20 protein-coding genes and 4 tRNA genes are annotated in these 25,343 nt (G+C 27.1%); 5 read left to right on the forward strand and 19 right to left on the reverse strand.

The annotated features are described in order from the left end of the window. Positions 1–134 precede the first annotated feature (134 nt). From NSA50_RS18165 to NSA50_RS18175, 3 genes are all read right to left on the reverse strand, one after another. Positions 135–272, reverse strand: a complete 138-nt coding sequence (locus tag NSA50_RS18165) for a hypothetical protein (RefSeq protein WP_257447530.1) — start codon at positions 270–272, stop codon at positions 135–137. Between the two features lie 13 nt (positions 273–285). Continuing rightward, entirely contained in the window at positions 286–453 is a 168-nt protein-coding gene (locus NSA50_RS18170) for a helix-turn-helix domain-containing protein (RefSeq protein WP_257447533.1), read from the reverse strand. A gap of 71 nt (positions 454–524) precedes the next feature. Next, on the reverse strand, positions 525–716 hold the full coding sequence (locus NSA50_RS18175; RefSeq protein WP_257447536.1) for a helix-turn-helix transcriptional regulator: 192 nt from the start codon (positions 714–716) through the stop codon (positions 525–527). Between the two features lie 176 nt (positions 717–892). Here NSA50_RS18175 and NSA50_RS18180 point away from each other — a divergent pair, with 176 nt between their 5' ends. The 3 genes from NSA50_RS18180 (at position 893) to NSA50_RS18190 (ending at position 3,128) form a co-directional block, all read left to right on the forward strand. Next, positions 893–1,228, forward strand: coding sequence for a helix-turn-helix domain-containing protein (locus NSA50_RS18180; protein ID WP_257447539.1), 336 nt, complete (start codon positions 893–895; stop codon positions 1,226–1,228). Continuing rightward, the gene (locus NSA50_RS18185) at positions 1,221–1,880 is read left to right on the forward strand and encodes an ImmA/IrrE family metallo-endopeptidase (protein WP_257447542.1); all 660 of its coding nucleotides are present in this window, start codon (positions 1,221–1,223) and stop codon (positions 1,878–1,880) included. The genes NSA50_RS18180 and NSA50_RS18185 overlap by 8 nt, the downstream gene beginning before the upstream one ends. 72 nt (positions 1,881–1,952) lie before the next feature. Beyond that, positions 1,953–3,128 (forward strand): site-specific integrase, encoded by a 1,176-nt coding sequence (locus tag NSA50_RS18190; protein ID WP_257447545.1) that lies wholly within the window; start codon positions 1,953–1,955, stop codon positions 3,126–3,128. A gap of 64 nt (positions 3,129–3,192) precedes the next feature. Here the strand turns inward: NSA50_RS18190 and NSA50_RS18195 are convergent, their stop codons facing one another. From NSA50_RS18195 to NSA50_RS18215, 5 genes are all read right to left on the reverse strand, one after another. Beyond that, the gene (locus tag NSA50_RS18195; protein WP_257447548.1) at positions 3,193–3,927 is read right to left on the reverse strand and encodes a Panacea domain-containing protein; all 735 of its coding nucleotides are present in this window, start codon (positions 3,925–3,927) and stop codon (positions 3,193–3,195) included. A gap of 18 nt (positions 3,928–3,945) precedes the next feature. Next, the gene (locus tag NSA50_RS18200) at positions 3,946–4,611 is read right to left on the reverse strand and encodes a nucleotidyltransferase family protein (RefSeq protein ID WP_257447551.1); all 666 of its coding nucleotides are present in this window, start codon (positions 4,609–4,611) and stop codon (positions 3,946–3,948) included. Between the two features lie 233 nt (positions 4,612–4,844). Further along, a tRNA-Arg gene (locus tag NSA50_RS18205) sits at positions 4,845–4,921 on the reverse strand. An 82-nt stretch (positions 4,922–5,003) separates the two neighbouring features. Then, positions 5,004–5,906 carry a sensor histidine kinase gene (locus NSA50_RS18210; RefSeq protein WP_257447554.1) on the reverse strand — a complete coding sequence of 301 codons (903 nt, stop codon included), beginning with the start codon at positions 5,904–5,906 and terminating at the stop codon, positions 5,004–5,006. Between the two features lie 276 nt (positions 5,907–6,182). Beyond that, positions 6,183–6,944, reverse strand: coding sequence for a DUF1189 family protein (locus NSA50_RS18215; RefSeq protein WP_195263945.1), 762 nt, complete (start codon positions 6,942–6,944; stop codon positions 6,183–6,185). Positions 6,945–7,103: 159 nt separating this feature from the next. Between NSA50_RS18215 and NSA50_RS18220 the strand changes: the two genes are divergently transcribed. Together NSA50_RS18220 and NSA50_RS18225 are read left to right on the forward strand one after the other, a co-directional pair. After that, the gene (locus tag NSA50_RS18220) at positions 7,104–8,384 is read left to right on the forward strand and encodes a L,D-transpeptidase family protein (RefSeq protein WP_257447557.1); all 1,281 of its coding nucleotides are present in this window, start codon (positions 7,104–7,106) and stop codon (positions 8,382–8,384) included. Positions 8,385–8,550: 166 nt separating this feature from the next. After that, a complete protein-coding gene (locus NSA50_RS18225; protein ID WP_195263947.1) occupies positions 8,551–9,897 on the forward strand; it encodes a CCA tRNA nucleotidyltransferase in 1,347 nt (448 codons plus the stop codon). A gap of 161 nt (positions 9,898–10,058) precedes the next feature. Here the strand turns inward: NSA50_RS18225 and addA are convergent, their stop codons facing one another. The 11 genes from addA to NSA50_RS18280 form a co-directional block, all read right to left on the reverse strand. Beyond that, complete coding sequence (gene addA / locus NSA50_RS18230) at positions 10,059–13,814, reverse strand: helicase-exonuclease AddAB subunit AddA (protein WP_257447560.1); 3,756 nt, start codon at positions 13,812–13,814, stop codon at positions 10,059–10,061. Positions 13,815–13,816: 2 nt separating this feature from the next. After that, positions 13,817–17,248, reverse strand: a complete 3,432-nt coding sequence (addB, locus tag NSA50_RS18235) for a helicase-exonuclease AddAB subunit AddB (RefSeq protein WP_257447564.1) — start codon at positions 17,246–17,248, stop codon at positions 13,817–13,819. Positions 17,249–17,279: 31 nt separating this feature from the next. After that, on the reverse strand, positions 17,280–17,810 hold the full coding sequence (locus NSA50_RS18240; RefSeq protein ID WP_257447567.1) for a GNAT family N-acetyltransferase: 531 nt from the start codon (positions 17,808–17,810) through the stop codon (positions 17,280–17,282). 133 nt (positions 17,811–17,943) lie between these two features. Then, entirely contained in the window at positions 17,944–18,732 is a 789-nt protein-coding gene (locus NSA50_RS18245; RefSeq protein ID WP_195429677.1) for an endonuclease/exonuclease/phosphatase family protein, read from the reverse strand. Position 18,733: 1 nt separating this feature from the next. Continuing rightward, on the reverse strand, positions 18,734–20,404 hold the full coding sequence (locus tag NSA50_RS18250; protein WP_257447571.1) for a PTS transporter subunit IIBC: 1,671 nt from the start codon (positions 20,402–20,404) through the stop codon (positions 18,734–18,736). Positions 20,405–20,427: 23 nt separating this feature from the next. Then, positions 20,428–22,098, reverse strand: a complete 1,671-nt coding sequence (locus NSA50_RS18255; protein ID WP_257447574.1) for a glycoside hydrolase family 13 protein — start codon at positions 22,096–22,098, stop codon at positions 20,428–20,430. Between the two features lie 91 nt (positions 22,099–22,189). Further along, complete coding sequence (locus NSA50_RS18260) at positions 22,190–23,134, reverse strand: ROK family protein (protein WP_195263953.1); 945 nt, start codon at positions 23,132–23,134, stop codon at positions 22,190–22,192. 187 nt (positions 23,135–23,321) lie between these two features. Then, positions 23,322–24,329 carry a LacI family DNA-binding transcriptional regulator gene (locus tag NSA50_RS18265; protein WP_195263954.1) on the reverse strand — a complete coding sequence of 336 codons (1,008 nt, stop codon included), beginning with the start codon at positions 24,327–24,329 and terminating at the stop codon, positions 23,322–23,324. Positions 24,330–24,502: 173 nt separating this feature from the next. Then, positions 24,503–24,593 (reverse strand) — tRNA-Ser (locus tag NSA50_RS18270). Between the two features lie 24 nt (positions 24,594–24,617). Then, positions 24,618–24,708 (reverse strand) — tRNA-Ser (locus NSA50_RS18275). A 173-nt stretch (positions 24,709–24,881) separates the two neighbouring features. After that, positions 24,882–24,972: transfer RNA gene (locus NSA50_RS18280), tRNA-Ser, on the reverse strand. Between the last annotated feature and the right edge of the window lie 371 nt (positions 24,973–25,343).

Raw genomic sequence — 25,343 nt, forward strand, 5'->3', positions numbered from 1 at the left:
TCATATCTCCATAAAGGTCAATTCTAAGTCTTGATCTATCCTTTATCTTTGTATCTATAGCAGATAAAAATATTTTATATTGATTCACAACATCAACTCCTTATATAAAAGCTTGTACTACATCAAAACACCTGTTATATATTTAAAACTTTCTTATGTCCTTCTTTAAAATAGCGAAGTTCATTATAACTAACTTTACATATCTTCATTATCTGTCTATCTGACCACCCTATAACCTTTAATTTTACATATCTTCTATATGTCAATATCAATATCAACCATCTCCTAATTTTCTAAACTACTCACATAATTACAAAGAGCATTTTCAGTTATTTTATAAGCACGTCCAACCTTTTTACATTTAAGTTCACCTTGATTAATAAGCCCATATACTGTATTCTTACTTACCTTCAAATAATCACATACTTCTTGAACTGTATATATCTTCAACATATAAAACTCCTTTCAAATTGTTTAAGTAATCATATTCTAAATACACACCTTCTTTTAGTGCCTTTTAGGCACTATGAGTTTAAAAAAATATCATCTTCCGAATAATCTAATACCGCTTTTATTTTAAGTGCTAATATAAGCGATGGGTTTTTATATCCCAATTCTATTTTTGAATATGTAGCCCTATTTATTTCTAAAATATCAGAAATACTTTGATGTGTAAATCCTTTTTCAAGCCTTATTTTTTTAAGAATTTTCCTCATTTACTCACCTCTTTTAGTTCCAATAAGGAACAATCTATATTTATATTATAGTGTCTATAAGGAACATTGTCAACCCTTTTTTATTGTAAAGTTAATTTTAGACACTCATTGTTTATTAAAGGAACATTATTGTATAAAATATAACTATATCACTTAACAAATGGAGGTGTTTATAAATGACATTTGGAGATAGATTAAAAGAATTAAGAGAAAAACATGGCTTAACCCAAGAACAATTAGCAAAAATATTAAATATCACAAGACCTACAATAGCTGGTTACGAAACAAAAGGAAAACAACCAGATTATGAGAAATTAAAAATATTAGCAGATTTTTTTAACGTATCAATAGATTATCTATTAGGACATACCGATATTAAAAATAACACTAAAAAAGATTTTAATAGTGATATCGTAAGAATTGAAAGAGCTAGAAAAAAAATGCCTAAAGATGAACAAGAAAATATGATGAAAGTTTTAGAAGCTGCTTTTGCAAAATACTTTAATGATTAGATACAAGTTTATTCATAAATTGGTTAATGATCTATATATATCTTTAGGCTTAGACAGTTATCCTATTAATATTAATAGATTAAAGGATACTTTCCCAAATATAAAATTTATTTCTTATAGCCAATTTATGAATGATTTTTCTCTTACCAAAAAGCAAATTTTTTCTTATTTTACTTCATTAGATGGTTGTTGTGATTACAAACCTAGTATCAATTCATATATAATTTATTATAACGATATAACAATTACTAATCCTAAAAGAATATTGTGGACTATTGTTCATGAATTAGGACATATTTTTTGCAATCATAATAAAATGAATTCATTAAACAAATTAAATGATAATCTATATGATTTTATGGAGCGTGAAGCAAATTATTTTACAAGTATATTCCTAGCTCATCCTTTAATACTTGAAGCATTAAATATTCATAATTCATATGAAATAGAAGTATTTTGTAATCTATCAGCTCAAGCCGCTAAATATAGATACTTAAAATTCAAAAGATTTAAAAGACTTAATCATTTAAATTTTTTAACACTATCCAATAAACAAATCCTTCATAATTTTAAATCTTTTATTGATGAAAAAAATATGGAGTATCAAGAACATATAGCTTTCCTTTCTATACTGACAGGAAAAAATTTTTAAATTTTAAATGAACATACATTCTATAATAATATTTTTATATTTATAATCAATCTAAAAACAAGGAGATAATTTATGAGTTTAGAAATAAAAAAACGTGGTAATACATGGACTTTTGTTGTCGATGTAGGCAAAGACCCTTTAACAGGAAAAAGAAAAAGAAAATCTAAAGGTGGCTTTAAAACCAAAGGAGAATGCAGAATAGCCGCCTCTAAAATTATAAATGAATTAGAAAATGGAACTTACTACGAAAGTAGTGATATAAAACTAAATGAATTCTTAAAAAAGTATTTAAACACTATTCAGCCAAACCTTTCTTTAAAAACCTTTAAAACATATGAGTATTTTTCAAATTCATACATAACTCCTTATTTAGGAGAAATGAAAATAAAAAATATAAAACCACTTCAAATTCAAGATTTTTATAATGAAATCTCTAAAAATATATCTTCAACAACAGTCAGACATATTCATAATTTTTTACATAAAGCTTTAAATATAGCTTTAAGATGGCAATTAATAAAAGATAATCCTTCAGATTATATAGAAAAACCTAAAAGGGCAAAAACTGAAATGCATGTATTAAACGAACAACAAATAAATGACTTACTTTATTCATTAAAAAACTCAAGTATTTATTTAGTTGTTGTAATTGCTTCTTGTACTGGAATGAGAGAAGCTGAAATATGTGGACTAAAATGGGAAAATGTTGATATAGATAATAAAATTATTTATGTAAAAAGCCAGATTCAACTTAATGAAAAAAATATACTAACCGATGTAAAACTAAAGACAAGCAATTCTTACAGACAAATTCCTTTGCCTGACCTAATAGTAAGTGAACTAATATTACAAAGAATAAAATACAAAGAAAATAAAGATTATTTTAAAGATAAATATTTCAAAGGTGATTATGTAATATGTAAATCAGATGGAACACCTTATAATCCTGCTTATATATCTAGAAATTTTAACAGAATAACAAGAGAATATAAACATAATGTAAAAAAAGATGATGGAACTATAGAAAAATTAAATTTAATTGATGAATTAAATATACCTCCTATAAGATTTCATGATTTAAGACATACTCATGCTACATTACTTTTAAAATCAAAATTATCTATAAAAGTAGTAGCTGAAAGATTAGGCGACACAACTTCAACTGTAATGAATACTTATGCTCATGTATTACCAGACATGCAAAAAGAAGCTGCTGAAAAACTTAATAATATTTTCTCAATTTCTTAAAATAATAAAAACCCCTGTAATAACATATTTACAAGGGTTTTATTTAATTTATATAAACTTTCTATTAAACACTTAAATATCCTTCTTCTATACATTGCTTAACTAAACTTTTACTTATTTTTTTATTTTTACCTAAACCATTTTTATAAACCAAATCCCATGGTGAACCATCTTTGTGACTTTCAGTTACTAAATCATTTGCAGTATATCCCTTATATTTCTCTATAACTTCATCTATAACACTGGATATTCTATCATAATCTTTAAATTTCATCATCTTAGAACAAATAATTAATTTCTCTTCATCAGTTAGACTTATTTTATCATATCCAAAAGATTTATATTTCTTATACACATTAGGAATTACTGGACCAAAATCCCAAGCTTGAAATTCATCTCTAAATATAGGTTCTCCATATTTTTTTATATATTCACAATCTACAAAATACATTATTTTTTCTAATGCTAACTGACAAAATGATTTCTTACTTAATATTATTTTTGCAATATCTATTGGTTTTACTTCTACATCAGTTTTTATTAATTTTATATATTCTTCTAAATCTAAAATATAGTTTATATCTCTAAAATATGGATCATATGATTCTATTGAATAAATATCTTCACTTTCAGTTTGTATATGATGAAAACTAAATGTTAAGTGTTTATATGCCTCTTTTACCTTCTCTACAATATCAGTAAATTTCAAAGCTTCTTCTATAGAATCATAACGTCTATAAAATCCTACTCTTTCTTCTTTACTATAATCACTATAAATTAATAATAAATGTTGATACATATTACTCACCTCTTTCATCTAAGTTTTTTTATATTTCTCTGACCAAAAAATATAATCCTCTTTATATACTTTATGAGATTCATAATTATTTATTTCATATTCTGAATCCCAAATTTGCAATTCTATCGGAAAATATATATTCTTATCTTGTTTAAAATAAACATGATATCCTATATACTCATCTTTAATTCTTAACATATGCTTAACTTTATATTCTGCAACCTCAAAATATTCTTTTATATATTCTATATTATCTTTATAATTTCTATCAACAATTCTTATTCCTAATAAATCATTTAAAATCTTATTAATTGGAAACTTCCCACTATTCATTTTACTTTTTCTCTCTATCTTCCCCAAAATGGATTGTGGGTCTTTTATTCTTGTTCTAATCTTAAAATCTGGATTTAATCTATTAAACTCATAAAATATATTCATACTTAATCTTAATAAACCATCTATGAAACTATCCATATATTTCTTAAATTCTTTATCTATCCCCGATTTTAAAGAATATACATCACATATACATACTTTACCTAAATTATATGACTTAGTAAAATTTTCATTCCATCTTATACAATAACTAGTATATTCTCTATTTATAACATCAAATAATTCTATATATTGTTTAACTTTCCATTTACAAGATAAACTTGCCCCTACTTCTACCTCTACCGACATATATCATTCCCTGCTTATTTTATTATGTTTTTATCTATATCATAATTATATCATATAAACTATTTTATTTTATATGATTTTACTTTTATTTAATAAAACTCTTTATCTAACTGGTAAAAAGTTAATTCTAATTTAAAATTTGATTTGCCAACATAATGCCAACACCCACTCTTAATAAAACCATTTTATAAAAATAAAAAACCTTGTAAACTCAGTATTCACAAGGCTTTCTATGGTACGGCGGAGAGGATTCGAACCCCCGACCAACTGGTTCGTAGCCAGCTACTCTATCCAACTGAGCTACCACCGCATATAAATTTTTAACAATATTTATATTATCATAACTACCTAAATAAATCAAGCAACTAATTTTTATAAAATATTATACTTTATTAATTATTATATATATCTGAAAATTCCACTTCTAGCATTTGTATTTTACTACTTTCGTCTCTTATGCAAAAATCATCTTGTTCATCTACAATCGTTATAGGTAGAGTTATTATGAACTCACAACCATATCCCTCTTCACTTTTAAGCTCAATATTTCCATCCATAGATTTTACCAAGTAATTCACTAAATCCAATCCTATCCCACTTCCTGAATTCTCTCTATCTTTTTTATTAGATAGTTGATAGAATCTATTAAAAACCTTTTCTTGATATTCCTTTGATATTCCTGGACCCTCATCTCTTATAGATATAGTGATTTTATCTCCCATAACCATTATATTTATATACACATTTGTATTAGTATATGAAAACTTAATAGAATTTGATAATAAATTCATTATAATTCTATCTATAACATCTGAATCTACTGCCATTATGCATTCTTCTTCATTCGTATCGAATATAAGTTGTATATTTTTTTGCTTAGCATATTTATCTATACAACTTATAGTACTTTCAATCATAGATATAATATCTATATTTTTTTTATGTAAAATATAGTAATTATTCTCTAATTTTGTTGTGTCAATTAGGTTATTTACTAACTTTAACATCTTCAGACTATTTCTTTTTACTATTTTCATATATTCTAGTGCTTTTTTATCATTAAGAGAAATGCTACCATAATCTATACATTGCATAATACTTAATATTACATTTAAATGACCTCTTAAATCATGCGAAATATTAAGCAAAAAATTTTCTTGCTTACTGTTTTTATCTATTAATCCTGTTATGATACTTACTGACTCTTCATTTGTAAAATTAAAATTTCCATTTAATATAATTTCACTTATATCCATTTTATTATCTAATTTCCCCATAAATTCATTATTAATCATGATAATAATTCCTTTCATAACAGTTTTAGACTTTGTTTAAAGATTATATACATAGTTTACCATATGCGTATTTCTCCAACAAGTGATTTTGATTTTATTTTCTAAAATATTGAATATAACGTTAACTTTACATATTTTATATAAAGTTATTATTATATTAATCCATAATTAACTCTTATATTTTATAAATATTATCATTACTTAAATATTACTTATATTAAAAAAAATCTTAACAAACAATTTAAATTTATCTGTTAAGATTTTATCATTTTCAAGCTAAATTATAATATTTCTTATTTTATTCATCGCAAGTATTAAATAAATACCTGAAATTAATATACTAAATGATCCTAATGGATAAACTAAATTAATTAACGTTGGCAATGTCATTGCATAAATACATAATTTAAAAACATCTCCATAATTTATGTTAATATTATTCATTTTACTTAGAATTACTCCTACTAATGATAGTATAAATGAATTAAATAAAAGAACTACATAAGTATATAGAAGACTAAATATAAAAATACCATATTTTAATATCCCCATAATACTTGTCGCCATTAAAATTGTTTCATTATCCATATTATTAGAAAATAACGGAATATCCCTATATTTAAATGAAAGTACTTCATCATAAGCTCTATATGATATTCCGTCTTTCAGTATGGATACTGAAACATCCTTGTGAATTACAATCTTTCTTATAGTCTCAATTTCTTCAAGTGATATATTAGTGTTAATTAAAACAAGGAACTTCCCCTTTTCTCTTTTTATAGGAGAATTTTTAAAATCTAATATTCCATCCTTCATTTCGAATTCAAATTCATCACTAGTCATCATTTGCTCAATAGAATTTTGTATTGTTGTCACACTAACAAAATTCATAATTCCTGATATACCTCCAACTAGCACACTTAATAATATAGAATATATTATTGCATGAGAAAATCTTAATCTTAATAATTCTTTATATTTTCCTACTTTAAAAATACTAATTTTAACTTTATTTATAAAGCCTATATTATCTTTCATAATTACCTCCAATTATATGGAATTTAATGCTTAATAAATATTCTATCATATGTATTCACTTTTATAAACAGATCTTATTTTCATAAAAATTTATTTTTAAGATTAAAGTTTGAGCTTTTTGTTAATGATTAATAGTATAAGTTGTAAGGAGGTATAAGGATGTATAATACTAAATCCAAACCCAAGAATAAAATTTCTATCTTTATGATTCTATCTTTTATCGCTTTATTTATTTTATTAGGATTTGGAGCAAATATTTACTTAAGCTCTCAATATAATGAGGTAACTTCTAGCTTTTATAGAGCCTTTAATAATTGTGAGTTTTCTGATGCAAAAACTACTTTAAATAGTAAAGTTTTATCTTTAAAGAAAAAACAACTTAATTCCGATTTAAATAATTACTTTACAGATATAGTTGATAAAATATGTACTTCTTTATCTAAAAATGAAATTAGTACTAATCAAGCCTTAAGTGTACTAAATGAAATTAAAAGCTATAATGTATTAAGTTCATCTTTAGATAAATTAATTTCAGCATTAGATGATAAAGATAGTGACCGCATAACCTCAACTACTGAAGATAATTCTAATAATGAAATATCTTCTAAAAATGATGATTTTAATACCTTAGATTCAAGTAATGATGCTAATGATATTTCAGCAGATACGGATAATTATTTAAATTTAGGTATTTCAGCCTTTAATTCAAAAGATTATTCAAGAGCAATGAAATATTTTAGTCTAATCCCTAGTTCATCAGATAATGATTATGAACTAGCTCAAGAATACATAGAAAAATGTAAGTCAAATTATAAAGATTACTTACTTGAATCAGCTGATGAATTAGTTGCAAATAAATATTATACTAAAGCAATTGATTTTTTATCTGAATATGATTCAAAATTATTATCTAAAAATGATATAACTGAAATAAAAAATAAAATTAGTTCTATAAAGTTATTTAGAGAAGAATATCAAGGAGATGATTCTGAATATACTTCGAACGCGATTCTCCAATCTATAACACTTAATAATGTAAATACCTTATCTATAAGTAGTAAAACTAATTATTTTGTTTACTTAAATTTAGATGAACAAAAAACTTACGTTTATGAAGGCTCAACTAATAACTGGGATTTAGTTAAAGAATTTGATTGTTCTACAGGGCTTCCTGGTAAGGAAACACCTAAGGGAATATTTGCAGTTACTCATAGGGGGGAATGGTTCTTCTCTGATGAGTTTGGTCAAGGCGGTAAGTATTGGGTCCAATTTATGGGTGACTATTTGTTCCACTCTCTTCCTTTTGATGAAACACAAAGTGTTATTTTAGATGATACTCTTGGTACGCCTGCCTCTCATGGATGTATAAGATTAAATGTAGAAGATGCTAAGTGGTTATATGATAATGTTGCAAATGATACCAAGATAATCATTAATTAATCTATATAAATATTTTTAAATAAGCCATATAAAAAGAGATAATTTCTCACTTTATATGGCTTATTTTATACTATTATAAATCACATAAATTATATACTTAATTTATTTATCAATTATATGATATTATGTTTATAATAATATTATCGATTTTAAAGGTAGGGTAATAATGAATATATATATTCCAAATGAAGTTAAATTTATTATAGATACTTTTTATAAAAATAATTTTGAAGCCTTTATGGTTGGCGGTTGTGTTAGAGATTCAATTTTAAATAATTCACCTAAAGACTATGATATTACCACATCTGCAAAACCAGAAGATACATTATATCTTTTTGAAAAAACAATTCCAACTGGCATAAAACATGGTACCGTAACTGTGCTTATAAACAATAATCCATATGAAGTTACAACTTATAGAACTGAAGGAAAGTACATAGATAATAGACATCCTTCATCTGTAAATTTTGTTACGGATATAAGAGAAGATTTATCTAGAAGGGATTTTACCATAAATGCCTTAGCTTATAACAAATCAGCTGGTCTTATTGATTACTTTAATGGTCTCTCTGATATTGAAAGTAAGATTATTCGTTGTGTCGGAGAAGCAGATAAAAGATTTAAAGAAGATGCGCTTAGAATGCTTCGTGCAATTAGGTTTAGCTGTCAACTAGGCTTCGATATAGAGGAAGAAACTTATAATGCCATATTAAATAATCATGAACTAATTAGTAATATAAGTTTTGAAAGAATAAGAGATGAACTTTGTAAGATATTAATTTCTGAGAATGCTTCTAAAGGATTAAGATTATTAAAAGATACAGGCCTATTAGAAATAATTCTGCCTGAAATATATAAACTAAATAACTTTACTCCAAAGTGCACAAATCATAACAATAATATATTTCAACATACTCTTAATGTAATTGATAATACATATGATAACTTAATATTAAGATTATCTGCATTATTTCATGATGTGGGGAAACTAAATACTCTTACTCGCAATGAAAATGGATTTTATTATTTTCCTAATCATAATATTGAAAGTTCAGTAATGACTAAAAAGATATTATCTAAATTAAGATTTGATAACAGTACTATAAATATAGTTTGTAAGCTAATAGAACACCATTTAGTATTGAATGTTAATTATCTACCATCAAAACCTGAAGTAAAAAAATTATTAAACATTATTGGAAATGAAAATATAGCCCTTTTATTTGATTTGCAAAGAGCTGATATTAATTCCTTAGATAATCCTAAAATATTTTTAGCTAAAGTAGACTATATAGCTAACTTAGTATCTGAAATAATAGATAATAATGAGCCGCTTAAAATTAAAGATCTTAACATAAGTGGTGAAATATTAATAAAATCCTTCAATTTAAAACCTGGTAAGCTAATTGGAGATACTTTAAACTTTTTATTGAATAAAGTCTTAGAAAATCCAGATTTAAATACTAAGGAATCATTATTAAAACTCTCTCATGATTTTATAAGCATCTTATAAACCCGTTATTTATCTTTAAGTACTATTAACTAAAACTTTTTAAGCTATGTATTTAAGAGTATATTTAACTAAAAAATACAAAAGTGGATGTATTGAATTTTCCTAGCATACTTAGCGAAGGATAGTTGGTACATCCACCTTTATAATTTTATATTACAAATTTACAAATTCATTTTTTCTTCTTTATTTAAGCCAAATAAATAAAGATAGCATTCCTTAACTTCTTTTCCTGTAATCTTTTCTACAGCATCTTTATAATATTTAATTTGTATTTTATACTTGTCTAAAATTTCACTTTCTTTTCCATGCTCAACATAATCAGTTTTATAGTCTAATAAAATAATTTTATCTTCTTCTTCAAATATACAATCTATTATACCCTGCAACCTAACATTTTCATTCCTATACAGATCTTTAGGCAAAGTACTATCAATATTTAAGCTACTTATTTCAGTATAAAAAGGTAATTCTCGTTTAACTAATTTTCCTGCATTAAATGATCTTAAAAGTCTTTTTCCCAAATTACTCTTAAAAAAGCTTATAAAACTAATTTTTTGCACAGCTTTTATTTCTTCTTCAGTAAGTAAATTCTTATCTTTCATAGAATATATTTGAGTCTCTATTTCTTCTTTTGTATTGACTTTATTCAAATCTAGCTTTTGCATTATAAAGTGCGCTATTGTACCTCTTTCTGATGCTGATAAACCTTTTTTCTCTTGTAGAAATTTTGGTTTTAATACTTCTTTATCACTAAAAATATTTACTGTAATAACATCATCATTTTCATTATTATAAAGAGATCTTTTCAAATCAGAAACAGAAACATTACTAGGCAACTTACCTGCTAAATCATATTTATATTTATAATTTAATCTTCTTTCAATTTCTTTATCTATATGATCCACATCCGAATTAATAAACAAATCTGTTTCTTCATTTTCATCCACAGCTACTTCATTTTTTTCCACAGTTAATAAATTTTTAGTCCACATTTGTGTCTTCCATGTTGAAAAGTCATTAACTATTGAACTATTATTTGCTCCAATATATTTTCTAAGCTCTTCTCCGTCTCTATGCTTACATATAGCCATTCCAATCCAATCTAAATAACTTTTCCCCTTTAATACTTCTGATGCTGGAACAATTTCATCATCTAAAGCCGCTGACGAAGCCCATCTTGAGATTGATTTTTCTAAGTTTCTTGTGGCCCCTGTAATAATTAGTTTTTCTTTTGCTCTTGTAAATGCAACATATAGTATTCTCATTTCTTCTGAAAGAGTCTCAAATAATATTTTTTTCTTTATTGCTTCTTTAGCTAATGTACTATAAGAGTTTCTTCTTTCTAAATCAACATAGTCTGGACCTAATCCAAGATCATCATGATATAAAATAGATTTATTTAAATCCATTAAGTTAAATTGCTTACCAAAACCACATGTAAATACTACTGAAAATTCTAGACCCTTGCTTTTATGAATACTCATTATTCTAACAACATCTTCATTTTCACCCAGTATTTTTGCACTTCCCATATCTCCTGATGAATTCCTAAGCTTATTTATAAAATTAATGAAGTTAAATAATCCCTTAAAGCTAGTTTGTTCAAATTGTTTTGCTCTTTGGAATAATATTTTTAAATTTGCCTGCCTTAGCTTACCATTTGGCATAGCTCCAACATACCCATAATAAGCTGTATCCATATAAAGATACCAAATGAATTCATCTATTGGAGTATAAATTGATTTATTTCTCCATTTTCCTAAATTATTTATAAATATCTTGCATTTATTTTTAAGTTCTTCATTTACTTCATATATGTCATCAGAAACACCTTTTATTATTTCATAGAAGTATTTTTCCTTATCTAATAATCTTATATCTCCAAGCTCTTCTGCACTAAAACTTACTAAAGGTGATCTTAATACAGAAATCATAGGAACATCTTGCATTGGATTATCTATAACTTTTAATAATGACATCATTGTTCTTATTTCTATAGTTTCAAAATAACCTGTTCCTGTATCAGCATAAACAGGTATTCCTTCAGATCCAATCTCTTCTAAAAATATTTCAGACCAATTTCTAGTTGCTCTTAATAATATAACTATATCCTTATATTTTAAAGGTCTATATTCTCCAGTCTCCTTATCCAATACTTTAAATACTTTACCTGTTTTAGGATCTGGATTTAATAATTCTTTTATCCTTCTAGCAACTATCCTTGCCTCTAGTCCTATTGAATCAATATCTTCTTCCTCTTCTACTAAACCTTCACCATCATATTCTTCTACTTCAGTAGTATATTCTCCTGACTTATCAAGAATATGAAGTTCTATTGGTCCTGCTATCATTGTATTTTCATCATTATTTTCTTTGTAGCTGGCTCCAAGATTAAGAGCTTCCTCATCATTATATTCAAGTTCACCTACAGTCTTAGACATTACTTCTTTAAATATATAATTTACTCCACTAATTACTTCTTCTCTACTTCTAAAGTTCTTATATAATTGTATTTTTCTATTTAAATCACCATCTTCTAGTGGATATCTGTTATATTTATCTAAAAACAATTCAGGTTTTGCTTGCCTAAATCTATAAATACTTTGCTTAACATCTCCAACCATAAAAACATTCGGATTTTCTAATGTTTTTCTAGAAACTAAATCTATTATTGCTTCTTGAACATTATTAGAATCTTGATATTCATCAACTAAGACTTCATCAAAGTATTCTCTAAAGCCTTTTGCAACGCTAGATGGATGTATATTATCTTCTTCATCATTTTCTATAAGTATCTTTAAGCATAAATGCTCTAAGTCATTAAAATCTAGAAGATTTCTTTCTCTTTTCTTTTCTTTAAATCTATTTATAAATTCTAATGTCAATTGACTTATCATTTTCATATAAGGGTATGAATTTTTTATTCCATTTAAGGCATCTTCTACTGTCATTGAAAAACTATCTTCAATCAACTTTGATGTTTTCTTTTTGATGCTATCTCTTATACCCTTGACTATTTCTAAACTTTCTTCATCTGAAACTTTATCTTTTTTAACTGATTTTAATCTAGAAAAACTTATATTATTGATAGAAGAATATAGTTCCTCTATTCCTAAACTTAGTGATTCTTCAATCGACTTAAACATATCTAAATCATCTAAGAATGTTGCTTCATATGGCTCTAAACCTTCAGTATCTCTTATTATACCTATAGCCTTTTCTAACATCTTAATATATCCATTTACTTCAATATTTATAGTTTCTTTCAATATATCTATCCATATAGTTTTATTTAAATCATCTATAGTTTCTATATTAAACTTTTCAGCATTATTGATTAACCATTTTTCTGGCCAAGGCCCACTCATTGAAAATCTATATAAATCTAGTATTATATCTTTTAATCTTTGATCATCTCTTGAGCCACTGTATGCTTCTATTAGATTTCTAAATTCTATATTTTCACTTTCATAGTAATCCTCAAACATATCATTTATAACTTCTAATTTTAGCAATGTATTTTCTGTTTCATCAGCAATTCTAAATGTAGGATCTAAATCTATAACATGATAATAGTTTTTTATAACATCTAAACAAAATGAATGCATCGTAGTTATATTAGCTCTACTCAAAAGAGTTAATTGCCTTTGCAATACTTTTGAATTTGGATTTACCTCTAAAGCCTTTGATATTGCAGCTGCTATTCTTTCTCTCATTTCTGCTGCTGCTGCAGATGTGAATGTAACAACTAATAATCTATCTATGTCTACTGGATTGTTTTCATTAGTTATTATTCTTATTATTCTTTCTACTAAAACTGCTGTCTTTCCTGAACCAGCTGCAGCAGCTACAAGTAAGTTAGATCTTCTAGTTGTTATTGCCTTAAGCTGATCATCAGTCCACTTTGTATCTCCCATAATTAGTTGCTACCTCCCTTCTCTACCTCATCTTTTATTAGTTTCCATGCCTCATCATTACTCTTCTTTAAAACTACTCTATACTTATTATTTTCTATTGATGTATCGAACTGACATACTGATGAATAATCACAATAACTACAATATGCAGTGTTATTATTTTTACAAGGCTCTATTTTTATTTCTCCACTTAACATTTCCTCGCATATTTCAGACATCTTATCATTAACATATTTTCTTAATGTATCAAATTGTTCCTCTGTTATTACTGAGCTACTTGATGTGAAGTTACCATCTTTCTTTATTGCAGCTGGTATTATTAATGAATATGAATCCATATCATTATCCATAGCCTTAACAACATTTATATCTTTTAGAAGCAATCCACTCATCTTTAATTCCTTTAATATATTATCCTTTATTTCTTCTTCAGTAAGTTGCTTTTTAGACTTTATTATTGGATCATCAATTCTAAAATATAATATAGCACCTGGCATTGCTTGCTTTTGTAATATATATTTTGAGTTTTTTATAAGAGCATCTAAATAAACTAATAATTGTATTTGAAGACCATAATAAACTTCTGTTAAATTAAACTTTTTAGCTCCTGATTTATAGTCAACTATCTTTATATATGTGTTTCCATCTAAATCTAAAGTATCAATTCTATCTACTCTACCAACTAGATATACTGTTTCATTTGATGGTAAATCTATTTTTATTGGCTCTCCATCGCTAAATCCTCCAAAGGCAAACTCATTCTTAAATACCTCAAACTTACCCTTTCTCATTTGTTCTGATATTACCATAACAGATTTAGTTATTGTTCTCTTGAATCTATCTGCAAAATACTTATATTTCTTCGTACTATTTAATATTGAATTAGAGTCACTTTCTAACCTCTTATCAACTAGTTCATTAACTATTACCTTACATCTTTCTCTATTTAAATCAGACCATGCTATTTTTTCATTTCTAACTGTATTTGTAAAATCATCTAGCACATTATGCATAAATGATCCTAAATCTGGAGCAGAGAATTCATATACTTTTCTATCCTTTGCCTTTAATCCATATTGAACATAATAAGAAAAAGGACATTGAGCATACTTTTCTATTCTAGATACATTAAATATAAGCTTTTTATTTTCTGATTGATATAATCTCTTTATTTTTTCTCTAGGAACTTTTTCAACCAAATTAGTATATGTCAATCCCTTAAACATTCTATTCGATTTATTTTTAAACTCATCATTATTTTCAAACCATTTAAAAGCTTGTGCCCAATATTCGTCTACCTTTTCCTTTTCAAATTCCATTCTAAGTGCTGAAATAAGTTCATTGAAGGTAGGTGTAGGGGCTGTTATTTTATTAAATTTATCTCTTCTATCTCTTACATTATAAATTTCACTTTCCTCTACTACATTTGGTAACACCTTTTTAAGCCTTGGAATAATTATAGATGGCCTTAATGATTTACCTTCAAAATCTGCCATAGGGAAAGTTACCATTAAATACTCTGAAGGAATAGTCAGTGCTGTATAAACAATAAATTGCTCTTCGAAAGCTCTACTTTTAGTATCTGAAGCTAATCTTATTCCTATCTTCCTTAATAAGTCTCTTTCTCTATCACTTATAATTCCTTCTTCTTTATTAGCAGCTGGTAATACACCATCATTTACTCCTACTAAATATAAAGCTTTTACTTCTCTACCTTTAACTCTTGATATATCACCTATATTTACTTGATCTAAAGACATAGGAATTACCCCTATCTCCTTTTCTTCAAATCCTGATATAAGTATTTTAGTAAATTCCTTTATATCTAATACTTCATCTCCTAACACTTCCACAACTTGATCTAAAATTTCTATTACAATCTCAGGAACTTGTATATATTCCTTTATTTTATCTTGTAGCCCCAATGAATTAAATTCTTCTAACCATATTTCTAAGGTTTTAAATACATTTAGTTCATTTAAAAATTCATATAGATTAGTTGCAAACTCTTTTACTTTATTCTTTCCCTTTATTTTATTATGTAACTTCATTAAAGGAGCTCGTATTTCTTCCATAATTTCAAGAATTGAATTTTCTTCTTCTGAAATATCTTCTTTATCATAAAGATCTTTAGTCCACTTATAACCCTTTATTCCATTAGCTAATATATAGTTTTCTAATACATCAATATAATCTCTTTCAACATTTACTAATCCACTCTTTAAATATTTAAATACACTTTCATATGACCAATTACTTGCTAGTATTTCTAGAGATGAAATAATAACTACAACTAATGGATTATTAAGTATTTCTCTTTTTTTATCTATAAAAAATGGAATGTTATATTCATTAAAAATAACTGTAGATATCTTTTCATACTCATCTATATTTCTGCATACAACAGCTATATCCTTAAATCTATACCCATTATCTCTAACCATTCTTAATATATCCTTAGCTACAACTTCAATTTCATCATAACTGTTATTTGCCTTATATATTCTTACATTATTAGCTTTTCCTTTATACTCTTTAAATGGATACGTAAAGAAATGACGTTCTAAATGTTGTAAATCTTCACTATTTAAAAATCTATATGACTGTCCCTTATTTAGATCAATCGGTTCTAAGTATGATATATTTCCTTCTTTCATAATTCTTAATATAGAGTTCTCAGTATTTTTTATAGCATCAAATATATCTGTATAATCTATATCAGCACCACCACTTAAGGAATCACTACATAAGGTTATATTTACAACCTTTGCTTTCTTTGCGAGTACTTTTATAACCTCCAATTGTTGAGGTGTAAAAGTAGTAAATTCATCTATCCATATTTCTGCATCATCATATATATTACAATCCTTTAACCTTTTTGCTAAAAAAGTTAATTCATCATCCGAGTCAATAAATCTCCTATGAAGTACATCGTTAAAAGTATTAAAAATTAATTTTAAATCATTTATTTTTTTCTTAAGCTCTTCATCATTTATTTCTTCTTCTTTTGTATTTAATATTTCCCCGGAAATATTATATTTTTTAAACTCTGTTATCATTTTCGATATTATTGATGAGAATCCCTGTTGCTTAGACATTCTATTAAAGTATTGTAATTCCTCACCTTTATCTTTTAATAACTTATAAATAAGCATATTCCTTCCTGAATCACTTATTCTAACTTCTGTTCGTCCACCACATTCTTCTGATACTCTATGAGCCATTCTCTTAAAACTTAGTACTTCGCCTCTTAATAATCCCTTTTCTGTTACCGTATCAAGTAACTTCTTTTCTGTATCAAAAGTGTATTGCTCTGGAACTATTAAAACTAATTTATTTTCACTATCATAATTTTGTATTTTCCTTTTTATTTGTTCAAGACAAAACGTACTTTTTCCTGTTCCTGCCCTTCCAAATATAAATCTTATTCCCATAAACACACTCCTAAAAGTATTCTATCTTAAATTATTCCCCTTTTGCTTGAATAAATTCTTCCTTAAGTAAACCCATAACTATAGTATCTAAATATCTACCACAAATATAATATTTACTCCTTCTTATTCCTTCTTCCTTGAATCCACATTTCTTATAACAATTTATAGCTCTAATATTTTCTTTAACGACTTCTAATTCTATCTTATGAGCTTTTCTCTTATTAAATAAATACTCACATAATGTCCTTATTGAGTCCTTACCGTGACCTCTTCCCCAATATCCCTTAGCAATAGTTATCCCTATTGAGTATACATCTCTCGTATAACTATTTTCTTTATAATAGACGTATCCTATTAAATCAATATCTTTTGTTACTATAACTAATTCCTTTTTATTCGGTTTTGTAAAATGACGAAATTGACTTCTTATATATTCCTTAGTCATAATTCCCGTAGATAAACCATTATACTTAAGAACTTCTCTATCTGCACAAATGTCATATAAGATCTCTATATCTTCTTTTACTGGATCCCTTAAGTATATATTTTCTCCATATATCATACTGCCATCTCCCTAAGTAAAGTTTATATCATATTTTTAATTTTTGTATACTTTAATTATAAATCTATTTGTAAAAGCAAAAAAGAGAACAATAAAAAAAGAGCCCAAATTTTAATATTGAGCTCTTTTCCTTCTACATTATATCTATTTCCACTTCAACTCCGTAATGATCAGAGATAACTCTTTTATTTTCATTGTTAAATATCACGTTAGATCTTTTTACATTAACATTTTTGTTTGCAAATATTATATCTAGCCTTTTATTTTCCTTTTTACCTTCCCAGCCTGCAATTTCACCTTCAACCGTTATCCCATTATCTTTTTCAAGTGCAATACCATAAGTATCAATTAATCCTTTACTTAATAAATAATCATACCCCTGATTTCTAATTCTAGCATCATTATTAAAATCTCCCATAATAAAACTTAATCCATTGATTTTCTCTATAAGATTATCTGCTTGATATTTAAAATGTTCTGCTTCATCATTCCACCAACCTAAGTGACAACTAAAGAAATTAACTTTTTTATTATCTATACTTATAGTGCACTTAATTATTTTCCTACTTTTATAAAAAGTTTTTTCACTACTTTTTGTTATATAAAATGACTCTACATCTTCAACTTCATGTCTGGTAAGTATAGATAAACCTTCCTCATATATATCATAACCTATATGTGAAAAATCCCATAAGTACCTATATTTAAATTCTCCTAATTTCTCAAGCTCTTTATTTAATAAGTAAACAAAATTATCTTCCTTTATAATTCCACTAACTATACTTTCTTCTATGCTTTGACTTACTTCTTGAAGTGCTATAACATCATATTGCTTCTCTTTTATTACTTCTGCTAAATACTTTATTTTCTCTAATTGACTTTCTTCCATCCATGAATGGCAATTAAGTGTTAATAATTTCATTCTAAACTCCTAATATATCTTGTATGTTTGATTTTAACACATCTGCCTTTGGACCGTATATCGCTTGAACACCTTTATCTCTTAATATAAGTCCTAAAGCTCCATTCTTTTTCCATTCCTTTTCATCAGCTACTAAACTTATATCCTTAACAGTAACTCTTAATCTTGTCATACATGCATCTATATCTTCTATGTTATCCTTTTCCCCTAATAATGAAATTATTCTAACTGCTTGTAAATCATTTGCTGTATTTGGATCATTCTTAGTAGAAGATGTTGCTGCATCTTCATTTTCTGAATCTATATAGTTTCCGTTACGTCCTGGTGTTGGAATGTTGAATTTTTTAATTAATATGCTAAATATTCCATAGTTTAATCCAAAGAATACTAAACATGCAATAACAAAGTTAATTATATCTCTTATTAATCCTGCATGAACCATCATTGGAGTTCTTGTTAAGAATTCTATAAACCCAAATGCATGAACTCTTAATTGGAAAATATCAGCTAAAGCAAAACCTATACCTGTAATTAAAGCATATACTCCATATAATATAGGTGATATAAACATAAACATAAATTCTATTGGTTCTGTAACACCTGTTAAGAATACTGCTAGTCCAGCTGATAAAAATACTGTTTTATATTTGTTCTTTTTATCTGGCTCAACGTTTTTATACATTGCAAATGCTACTCCTAATAATGATGCACTTGAAAGAATTACTTGACCAGCTTTAAATCTTGCTGGAACTATGCTATTTAATACTGTATTATATTCTGAAATATTCCCTGCGTCTTTTAAATTTATTAAATCACCTATCCACGCTAACCATAATGGATCTTGTCCTGCTACTAAAGTACCTGCTGATTGCCCTGTTAATATTTGGTATACCCCACCAAGCTCTGTATAATTTACAGGCACTGTTAACATATGATGCAATCCAAATGGTAATAATAAACGTTCTAATGCTCCATATACAAAAGGTGCTAAAACTGGTGCTGTATCCTTTGATTCTGCTAACCAGATTCCAAAGCTATTTAAAGCTCCTTGTATAAATGGCCAAACAAGTGATAGTGCTATAGCTGTAACTGTTGATCCTAAAATAACTACAAAAGGAACAAATCTTTTTCCATTAAAGAAATCCAACGCCTTAGGTAATTTATTATAATTATAATATTTATTATATAAGGCTGCTCCTAAGAAACCTGCAATTATACCTACAAACACTCCCATATTTAATGCTGGAGCACCTAATATCTCTGTAAAATAGTTAGCTACGACAAGCTTTGAACCAAATATTGAGTTTACTGTTGCTGTAGCATCAGCTAACATATCTGAACTTACACCAAATATAGCTCCTGTAATACGATTAATTAATATGAATGATAACAATCCAGCAAAAGCACCACCAGCTCTTTCTTTAGCCCATGATCCACCTATAGCAACTGCAAACAATACATGAAGGTTTCCAATTATAGCCCAACCTATATCCTCCATAACTCTTCCTATTGTATCTATCATTGCTATATCTGCTGACATTGCTATCAATTTTCCAATAGAAATCATAAGACCAGCTGCTGGCATAACCGCAACTACAACTAGTAGAGCCTTTCCAAACTTTTGCCAAAAATCAAATGATATTAGTTTACCTCTCTTATTTGCTTTTCCCATTATTATTCCTCTCCTTACTACTTTCAATTTAAATCTATTTTATACATTCTTGCTTCATATGGTCTTAAATCTATACTATTTAAATCATGATGTTCAGAAACTTTGTAATTTGATATTAATAAGTTCTCATACTTTAATAATTCATCCTTATAAATATATCTAGCTGACTTATTTGTTAAATTTGTTACTATAATAAACTTTTTATCATTTAACTCTCTTATATAAGCATAAATACTTTCATCCTCTTTTAATATTAATTTGTATTCACCATATATAAGTGCATTGTTGCTTTTTCTTATCTTTATCATTTTTTTATAAAAATTCAATATTGAATACTCATCATCAATTTGCTTTTCAACATTTATGTCTTTGAAATTATCATTAACTTCTATCCAAGGTTTATTATTAGAAAAGCCTGCATTAATAGAACTATTCCATTGCATTGGAGTTCTAGCATTATCTCTAGAAGTAGCCCATAAATGCTTCATACATTCTTCCTTAGTAAAACCGTTTTCTAACATTTCATTATAGGCATTTATACTTTTAACATCATTGTACTTATCTACAGATGAATACTTTACATTTGTCATTCCAATTTCTTGTCCTTGATATATAAATGGAGTCCCTTGTTGCATAAAGTACATTAATGCTAACGCTGTTGCACTTTCCATCCAATACGCCTTATCATTTCCCCAGGTAGACACTACCCTTGGTATATCATGATTTTCTATAAACAGTGCATTCCAACCTCTATTATTTAGCCCTTCTTGCCATCTAGTTAGAACTTCTTTGCATTCCTTTACATTAAAGTTCTCATTATCTTCATTGTTCCATAAATCTAGATGCTCAAATTGAAATACCATGTTGAATTTTCCCTTTTCTTCGCCTACCCACTCTTCTGCTTCTTCAGCACTTACCCCATTTGCTTCTGCTACTGTCATAACATCGTATTTTGAGAATGTATTTTCACTCAATTCCTCTAAAAAATCATGTATTCCTTCAACATTCATATGCTTTTCAAAGCAGCTTACATATTGTTTATTTTTCATATTAGGCATGTCACTAAATTCTATATCTTTCTTAATATGACTTATGGCATCTATTCTAAATCCATCTACTCCTTTATCAAGCCACCAATTTATCATTTTATATATTTCTTTTCTTAAATTCTCATTTTCCCAATTTAAATCCGGCTGCTTTTTAGTGAATAAATGTAAGAAATATTCATCAGTCTTTTTATCATATTCCCAAGCTGATCCTTTAAAAATACTTTCCCAGTTATTAGGCTCTTTATTATTTTTTCCTTTTCTCCATATATACCAATCCCTCTTAGGATTATCTTTAGATGACTTTGATTCTATAAACCATTCATGTTCGTCGCTAGTATGATTTATTACTAAATCTATTATCAACTTCATTTCTCTCTTATGAATTTCTACTAATAGCTCATTGAAATCCTCCATAGTTCCAAAATCCGTCATTATATCTTGATAATCACTTATATCATAACCATTATCATCATTAGGTGACTTGTACATAGGACAAATCCAAATAACATCTATCCCTAAATCTTTTAAATAATCTAATTTTGATGTTATTCCCTTTAAGTCACCTATTCCATCATTATTACTATCCATAAAACTTCTTGGATATATTTGATATGCCACTGCTTCTTTCCACCAAACTTGCTTCATATATTCCTCCAACTTAACTAAATCTAATTCATGCAATCGTTTGCCCAAAATAGTGTAAAATATGTGTACAGATATTTCTGTACACATTATCCTATTTGCTTTCTAAAATAGCTAATGCTGCTGCACCTAAAACCCCTGCTTGATTACCTAATACAGCTTTTTCAACTTTACAGTGATTATAAATTGTCTTTAAGCATCTTCTTTCCATTTCATTCTCTATTTTATCAAATACAATCCTTCCAGCTTCACTTACACCGCCACCAATAACAATTTTATCTGGATCAAATGTATTTGCCAAATTAGCAACAGTTATTCCTAAATAAGATAACGCATCATTTAATATGTCTTGCGCAACCTTATCCCCTTTTTCTGCATCTAAGAATACTTCCTTAGCAGTTACTTGTTCATAATTCTTTAGCGAAGTTTCTACTTTACTATCTACAGCTTCTTTTGCTCTCTTCATAATTGCAGTTCCTGATGCAACTGCTTCTGCACATCCTGTATTACCACATCCACATCTTGGGCCACCCTTCATAACAGTAGTATGACCCACCTCTAATGCATTTGATGTGCTTCCTCTAAATAAATTACCATTTATTATGGCTCCTCCACCTATTCCTGTACTTACAGTAATGAAAACCATATTCTTGCTTCCCTTGCCTGCTCCAAACATAAATTCACTTAATGTTGCTACATTTGCATCATTATCTAAATAAGTATCTAATTTATATCTATCTTTTATAGGTTGAACTATATTGAAATTCTTAAATGGTAAATTAGGAGTATATACTATTAATCCTTTCTCCACATCTAAAGGTCCCGGAGATCCTATTCCTATTGCTTTAACTTCATTTAAATCTGTGCCTTCTAGTACATCATCTATTGTCTTTAATAATTTTTCTAAAACTACACTTTCTCCTTTATGAGCTTCAGTTTTAACGGTAACTTCTTTTACTATAGATCCTTTTAAATCAACTAGCGCAGTGTATATTTTAGTTCCACCTAAATCAACACCAACTACATACTTTTTTTCCATTTCAATCCCCCTAGATATAAATTTTATTTTGCTTCTCTCATCACGATAGACATAGTATATCATTTTCAGAAATTGTTTACAATAATTTAATTGCTTATTTTCGTTCAAAATTTCTAATTATTTAAAATTATCTTTATTTTTCTTTAACATTTAAAGTTTTGTGCAACCGATTGCATTTAATTTAAATTTATATCTTTTTTATCGATTCTCTTTCTATTAATTTAGTATCTATTATATATGAATTCTTATTATTACTTTTCTCTTCTAACTTATTTATAATTAGTTTTGTAGCATAAAATCCTAACTCTTCAGCATTAATATCTACAGATGCTAATGGAGGATTTTGATATTCTGACATTGGTATATTATTAAATCCCGCAATGGATACATCCCTTATCCCAATGTCATTTAAAGCTTCTTGAACTCCAAAAGCTAACAGATCATCTGTAGCTACTATAGCAGTTGGCTTATTGCCATCTAAAATTCTATTTATAGCATAACTCCCGTTAATTTGTGTAAATTCTTCAGCTTCATATATTAAACTACTTTTTATCTCTATTCCATTATCCATTAATGCTTGCTTATAACCTCTTAGTCTATCTCTAGAAACATTTAAATTAGCCTTTGCACCAACAAAAGCTATTTTTTTATGTCCATAATCTATTAGCATTTGCACTAAATCATACATAGCTTTTACATTATCATTATCTACCCATAATACATTTTTTACTTCATCTGGCCTTCCTATAACTACAAAAGGAAATTCTATATCATTTAGGTACTTTATTGTATCATCATTTTCCTTAGAATTTAATAGACATATTCCATCAACCAAATTGCTATCTATAAATTTTCTAAACCATTCCTTATCATCTTTTCCTTCTTGCTTGAAAGCATACATTATATAATAATTTTCTTTTTGAGCATATATGCTTATTCCCTTCATCGCTTGCACAAAGAATGGATTTGAAAATATATCCTCTGCTTCTTTTGGTAATATTACAGCTAAAATTCTTGTTCTATTATTAGCAAGTCCTCTTGCAATTATATTTGGAGTATAATTTAACTTCCTTATTGCTTCATTTACTTTTTCCTTCGTTTTATCACTTATTTTATGGCTATTAGATAATACCCTAGAAACTGTTGATGTTGCGACATTTGCTTCTCTAGCTACATCTTTAATTGTAACTTTCATCTTATCTTCCCCCTAACAAGTACTTAATAAAATTATAGTATATTTTATATATAAAATAAATCTGATTCCCAATTATTATTTAATTAAAAATATTATACAACTCATTTTTTAAAGTTTAAGAACTCTATATTTTTATAAAAATAAAAAAGCACCTAACATTGTTAGATGCTTTCTGGCGGAGAAACCGGGATTTGAACCCGGGCGCCAGTTGCCCGACCTACGCCCTTAGCAGGGGCGCCTCTTCAGCCACTTGAGTATTTCTCCACGTGCCTTCTATTGAAGTTTTTATGGCGGAGAGAGTGGGATTTGAACCCACGGTACCCGCAAAGGTACGCCGGTTTTCAAGACCGGTGCCTTAAGCCAGCTCGACCATCTCTCCATATTATGTCTTGCGACAAGTATTATTATAGCAACCACTCTATATATTGTCAATTATTATTTTAAACTTTTTTATTATTTTTATTATATAATAAATATTTAGTAAAATAATTTTTTAATGAGTTTCGCCTATATTTAATTTAAAATGCATCTAAGAAAACTTAGATGCATCTTTGGCGGAGAGAGTGGGATTTGAACCCACGGTACCCGCAAAGGTACGCCGGTTTTCAAGACCGGTGCCTTAAGCCAGCTCGACCATCTCTCCATATCTGTCTGACGACAAATATTATTATAGCAATGAGATTGCTTGTTGTCAATTATAAATTTATATATTTTTTAATTAAATAATGAATCTAATAAAAAATAAACTCTTCTTTCTTCACTATCCACTAAAATTACTCTTAATTAGCCTAATAATAATTTAAGTATCTAATAGAATTAGAAAAAATAAATATATTATAAATAAAAATAATATATTTTAGATAATTTAATCTACCTTTAGAATAAATAAAGGGGCTGTTGCAAAAGCAACTAGCCGAATAAATGGGAAAAGGTGGATTCAATAGAATCCACCTTTTTTGCATAAACTTAAATCATGAAACTATTCAGTTTATACAATACTAATCAACAATTAGT

The organism is Clostridium mucosae, assembly GCF_024622765.1.
In the GTDB taxonomy this organism is placed as follows: domain Bacteria; phylum Bacillota; class Clostridia; order Clostridiales; family Clostridiaceae; genus Clostridium.

Bases quoted from the DNA above. Each gene is read 5' to 3' on its own strand.
- addA (WP_257447560.1), bottom strand. From the start codon at position 13,814: ATGGGAGATACAAAGTGGACTGATGATCAGCTTAAGGCAATAACAACT.
- NSA50_RS18200 (WP_257447551.1), bottom strand. From the start codon at position 4,611: ATGTCGGTAGAGGTAGAAGTAGGGGCAAGTTTATCTTGTAAATGGAAA.
- NSA50_RS18250 (WP_257447571.1), bottom strand. From the start codon at position 20,404: ATGGGAAAAGCAAATAAGAGAGGTAAACTAATATCATTTGATTTTTGG.
- NSA50_RS18185 (WP_257447542.1), top strand. From the start codon at position 1,221: ATGATTAGATACAAGTTTATTCATAAATTGGTTAATGATCTATATATA.
- NSA50_RS18190 (WP_257447545.1), top strand. From the start codon at position 1,953: ATGAGTTTAGAAATAAAAAAACGTGGTAATACATGGACTTTTGTTGTC.
- addB (WP_257447564.1), bottom strand. From the start codon at position 17,248: ATGGGAATAAGATTTATATTTGGAAGGGCAGGAACAGGAAAAAGTACG.
- NSA50_RS18225 (WP_195263947.1), top strand. From the start codon at position 8,551: ATGAATATATATATTCCAAATGAAGTTAAATTTATTATAGATACTTTT.
- NSA50_RS18245 (WP_195429677.1), bottom strand. From the start codon at position 18,732: ATGAAATTATTAACACTTAATTGCCATTCATGGATGGAAGAAAGTCAA.
- NSA50_RS18260 (WP_195263953.1), bottom strand. From the start codon at position 23,134: ATGGAAAAAAAGTATGTAGTTGGTGTTGATTTAGGTGGAACTAAAATA.
- NSA50_RS18175 (WP_257447536.1), bottom strand. From the start codon at position 716: ATGAGGAAAATTCTTAAAAAAATAAGGCTTGAAAAAGGATTTACACAT.
- NSA50_RS18240 (WP_257447567.1), bottom strand. From the start codon at position 17,810: ATGATATATGGAGAAAATATATACTTAAGGGATCCAGTAAAAGAAGAT.
- NSA50_RS18210 (WP_257447554.1), bottom strand. From the start codon at position 5,906: ATGATTAATAATGAATTTATGGGGAAATTAGATAATAAAATGGATATA.
- NSA50_RS18220 (WP_257447557.1), top strand. From the start codon at position 7,104: ATGTATAATACTAAATCCAAACCCAAGAATAAAATTTCTATCTTTATG.
- NSA50_RS18195 (WP_257447548.1), bottom strand. From the start codon at position 3,927: ATGTATCAACATTTATTATTAATTTATAGTGATTATAGTAAAGAAGAA.
- NSA50_RS18265 (WP_195263954.1), bottom strand. From the start codon at position 24,329: ATGAAAGTTACAATTAAAGATGTAGCTAGAGAAGCAAATGTCGCAACA.
- NSA50_RS18170 (WP_257447533.1), bottom strand. From the start codon at position 453: ATGTTGAAGATATATACAGTTCAAGAAGTATGTGATTATTTGAAGGTA.
- NSA50_RS18215 (WP_195263945.1), bottom strand. From the start codon at position 6,944: ATGAAAGATAATATAGGCTTTATAAATAAAGTTAAAATTAGTATTTTT.
- NSA50_RS18255 (WP_257447574.1), bottom strand. From the start codon at position 22,098: ATGAAGCAAGTTTGGTGGAAAGAAGCAGTGGCATATCAAATATATCCA.
- NSA50_RS18180 (WP_257447539.1), top strand. From the start codon at position 893: ATGACATTTGGAGATAGATTAAAAGAATTAAGAGAAAAACATGGCTTA.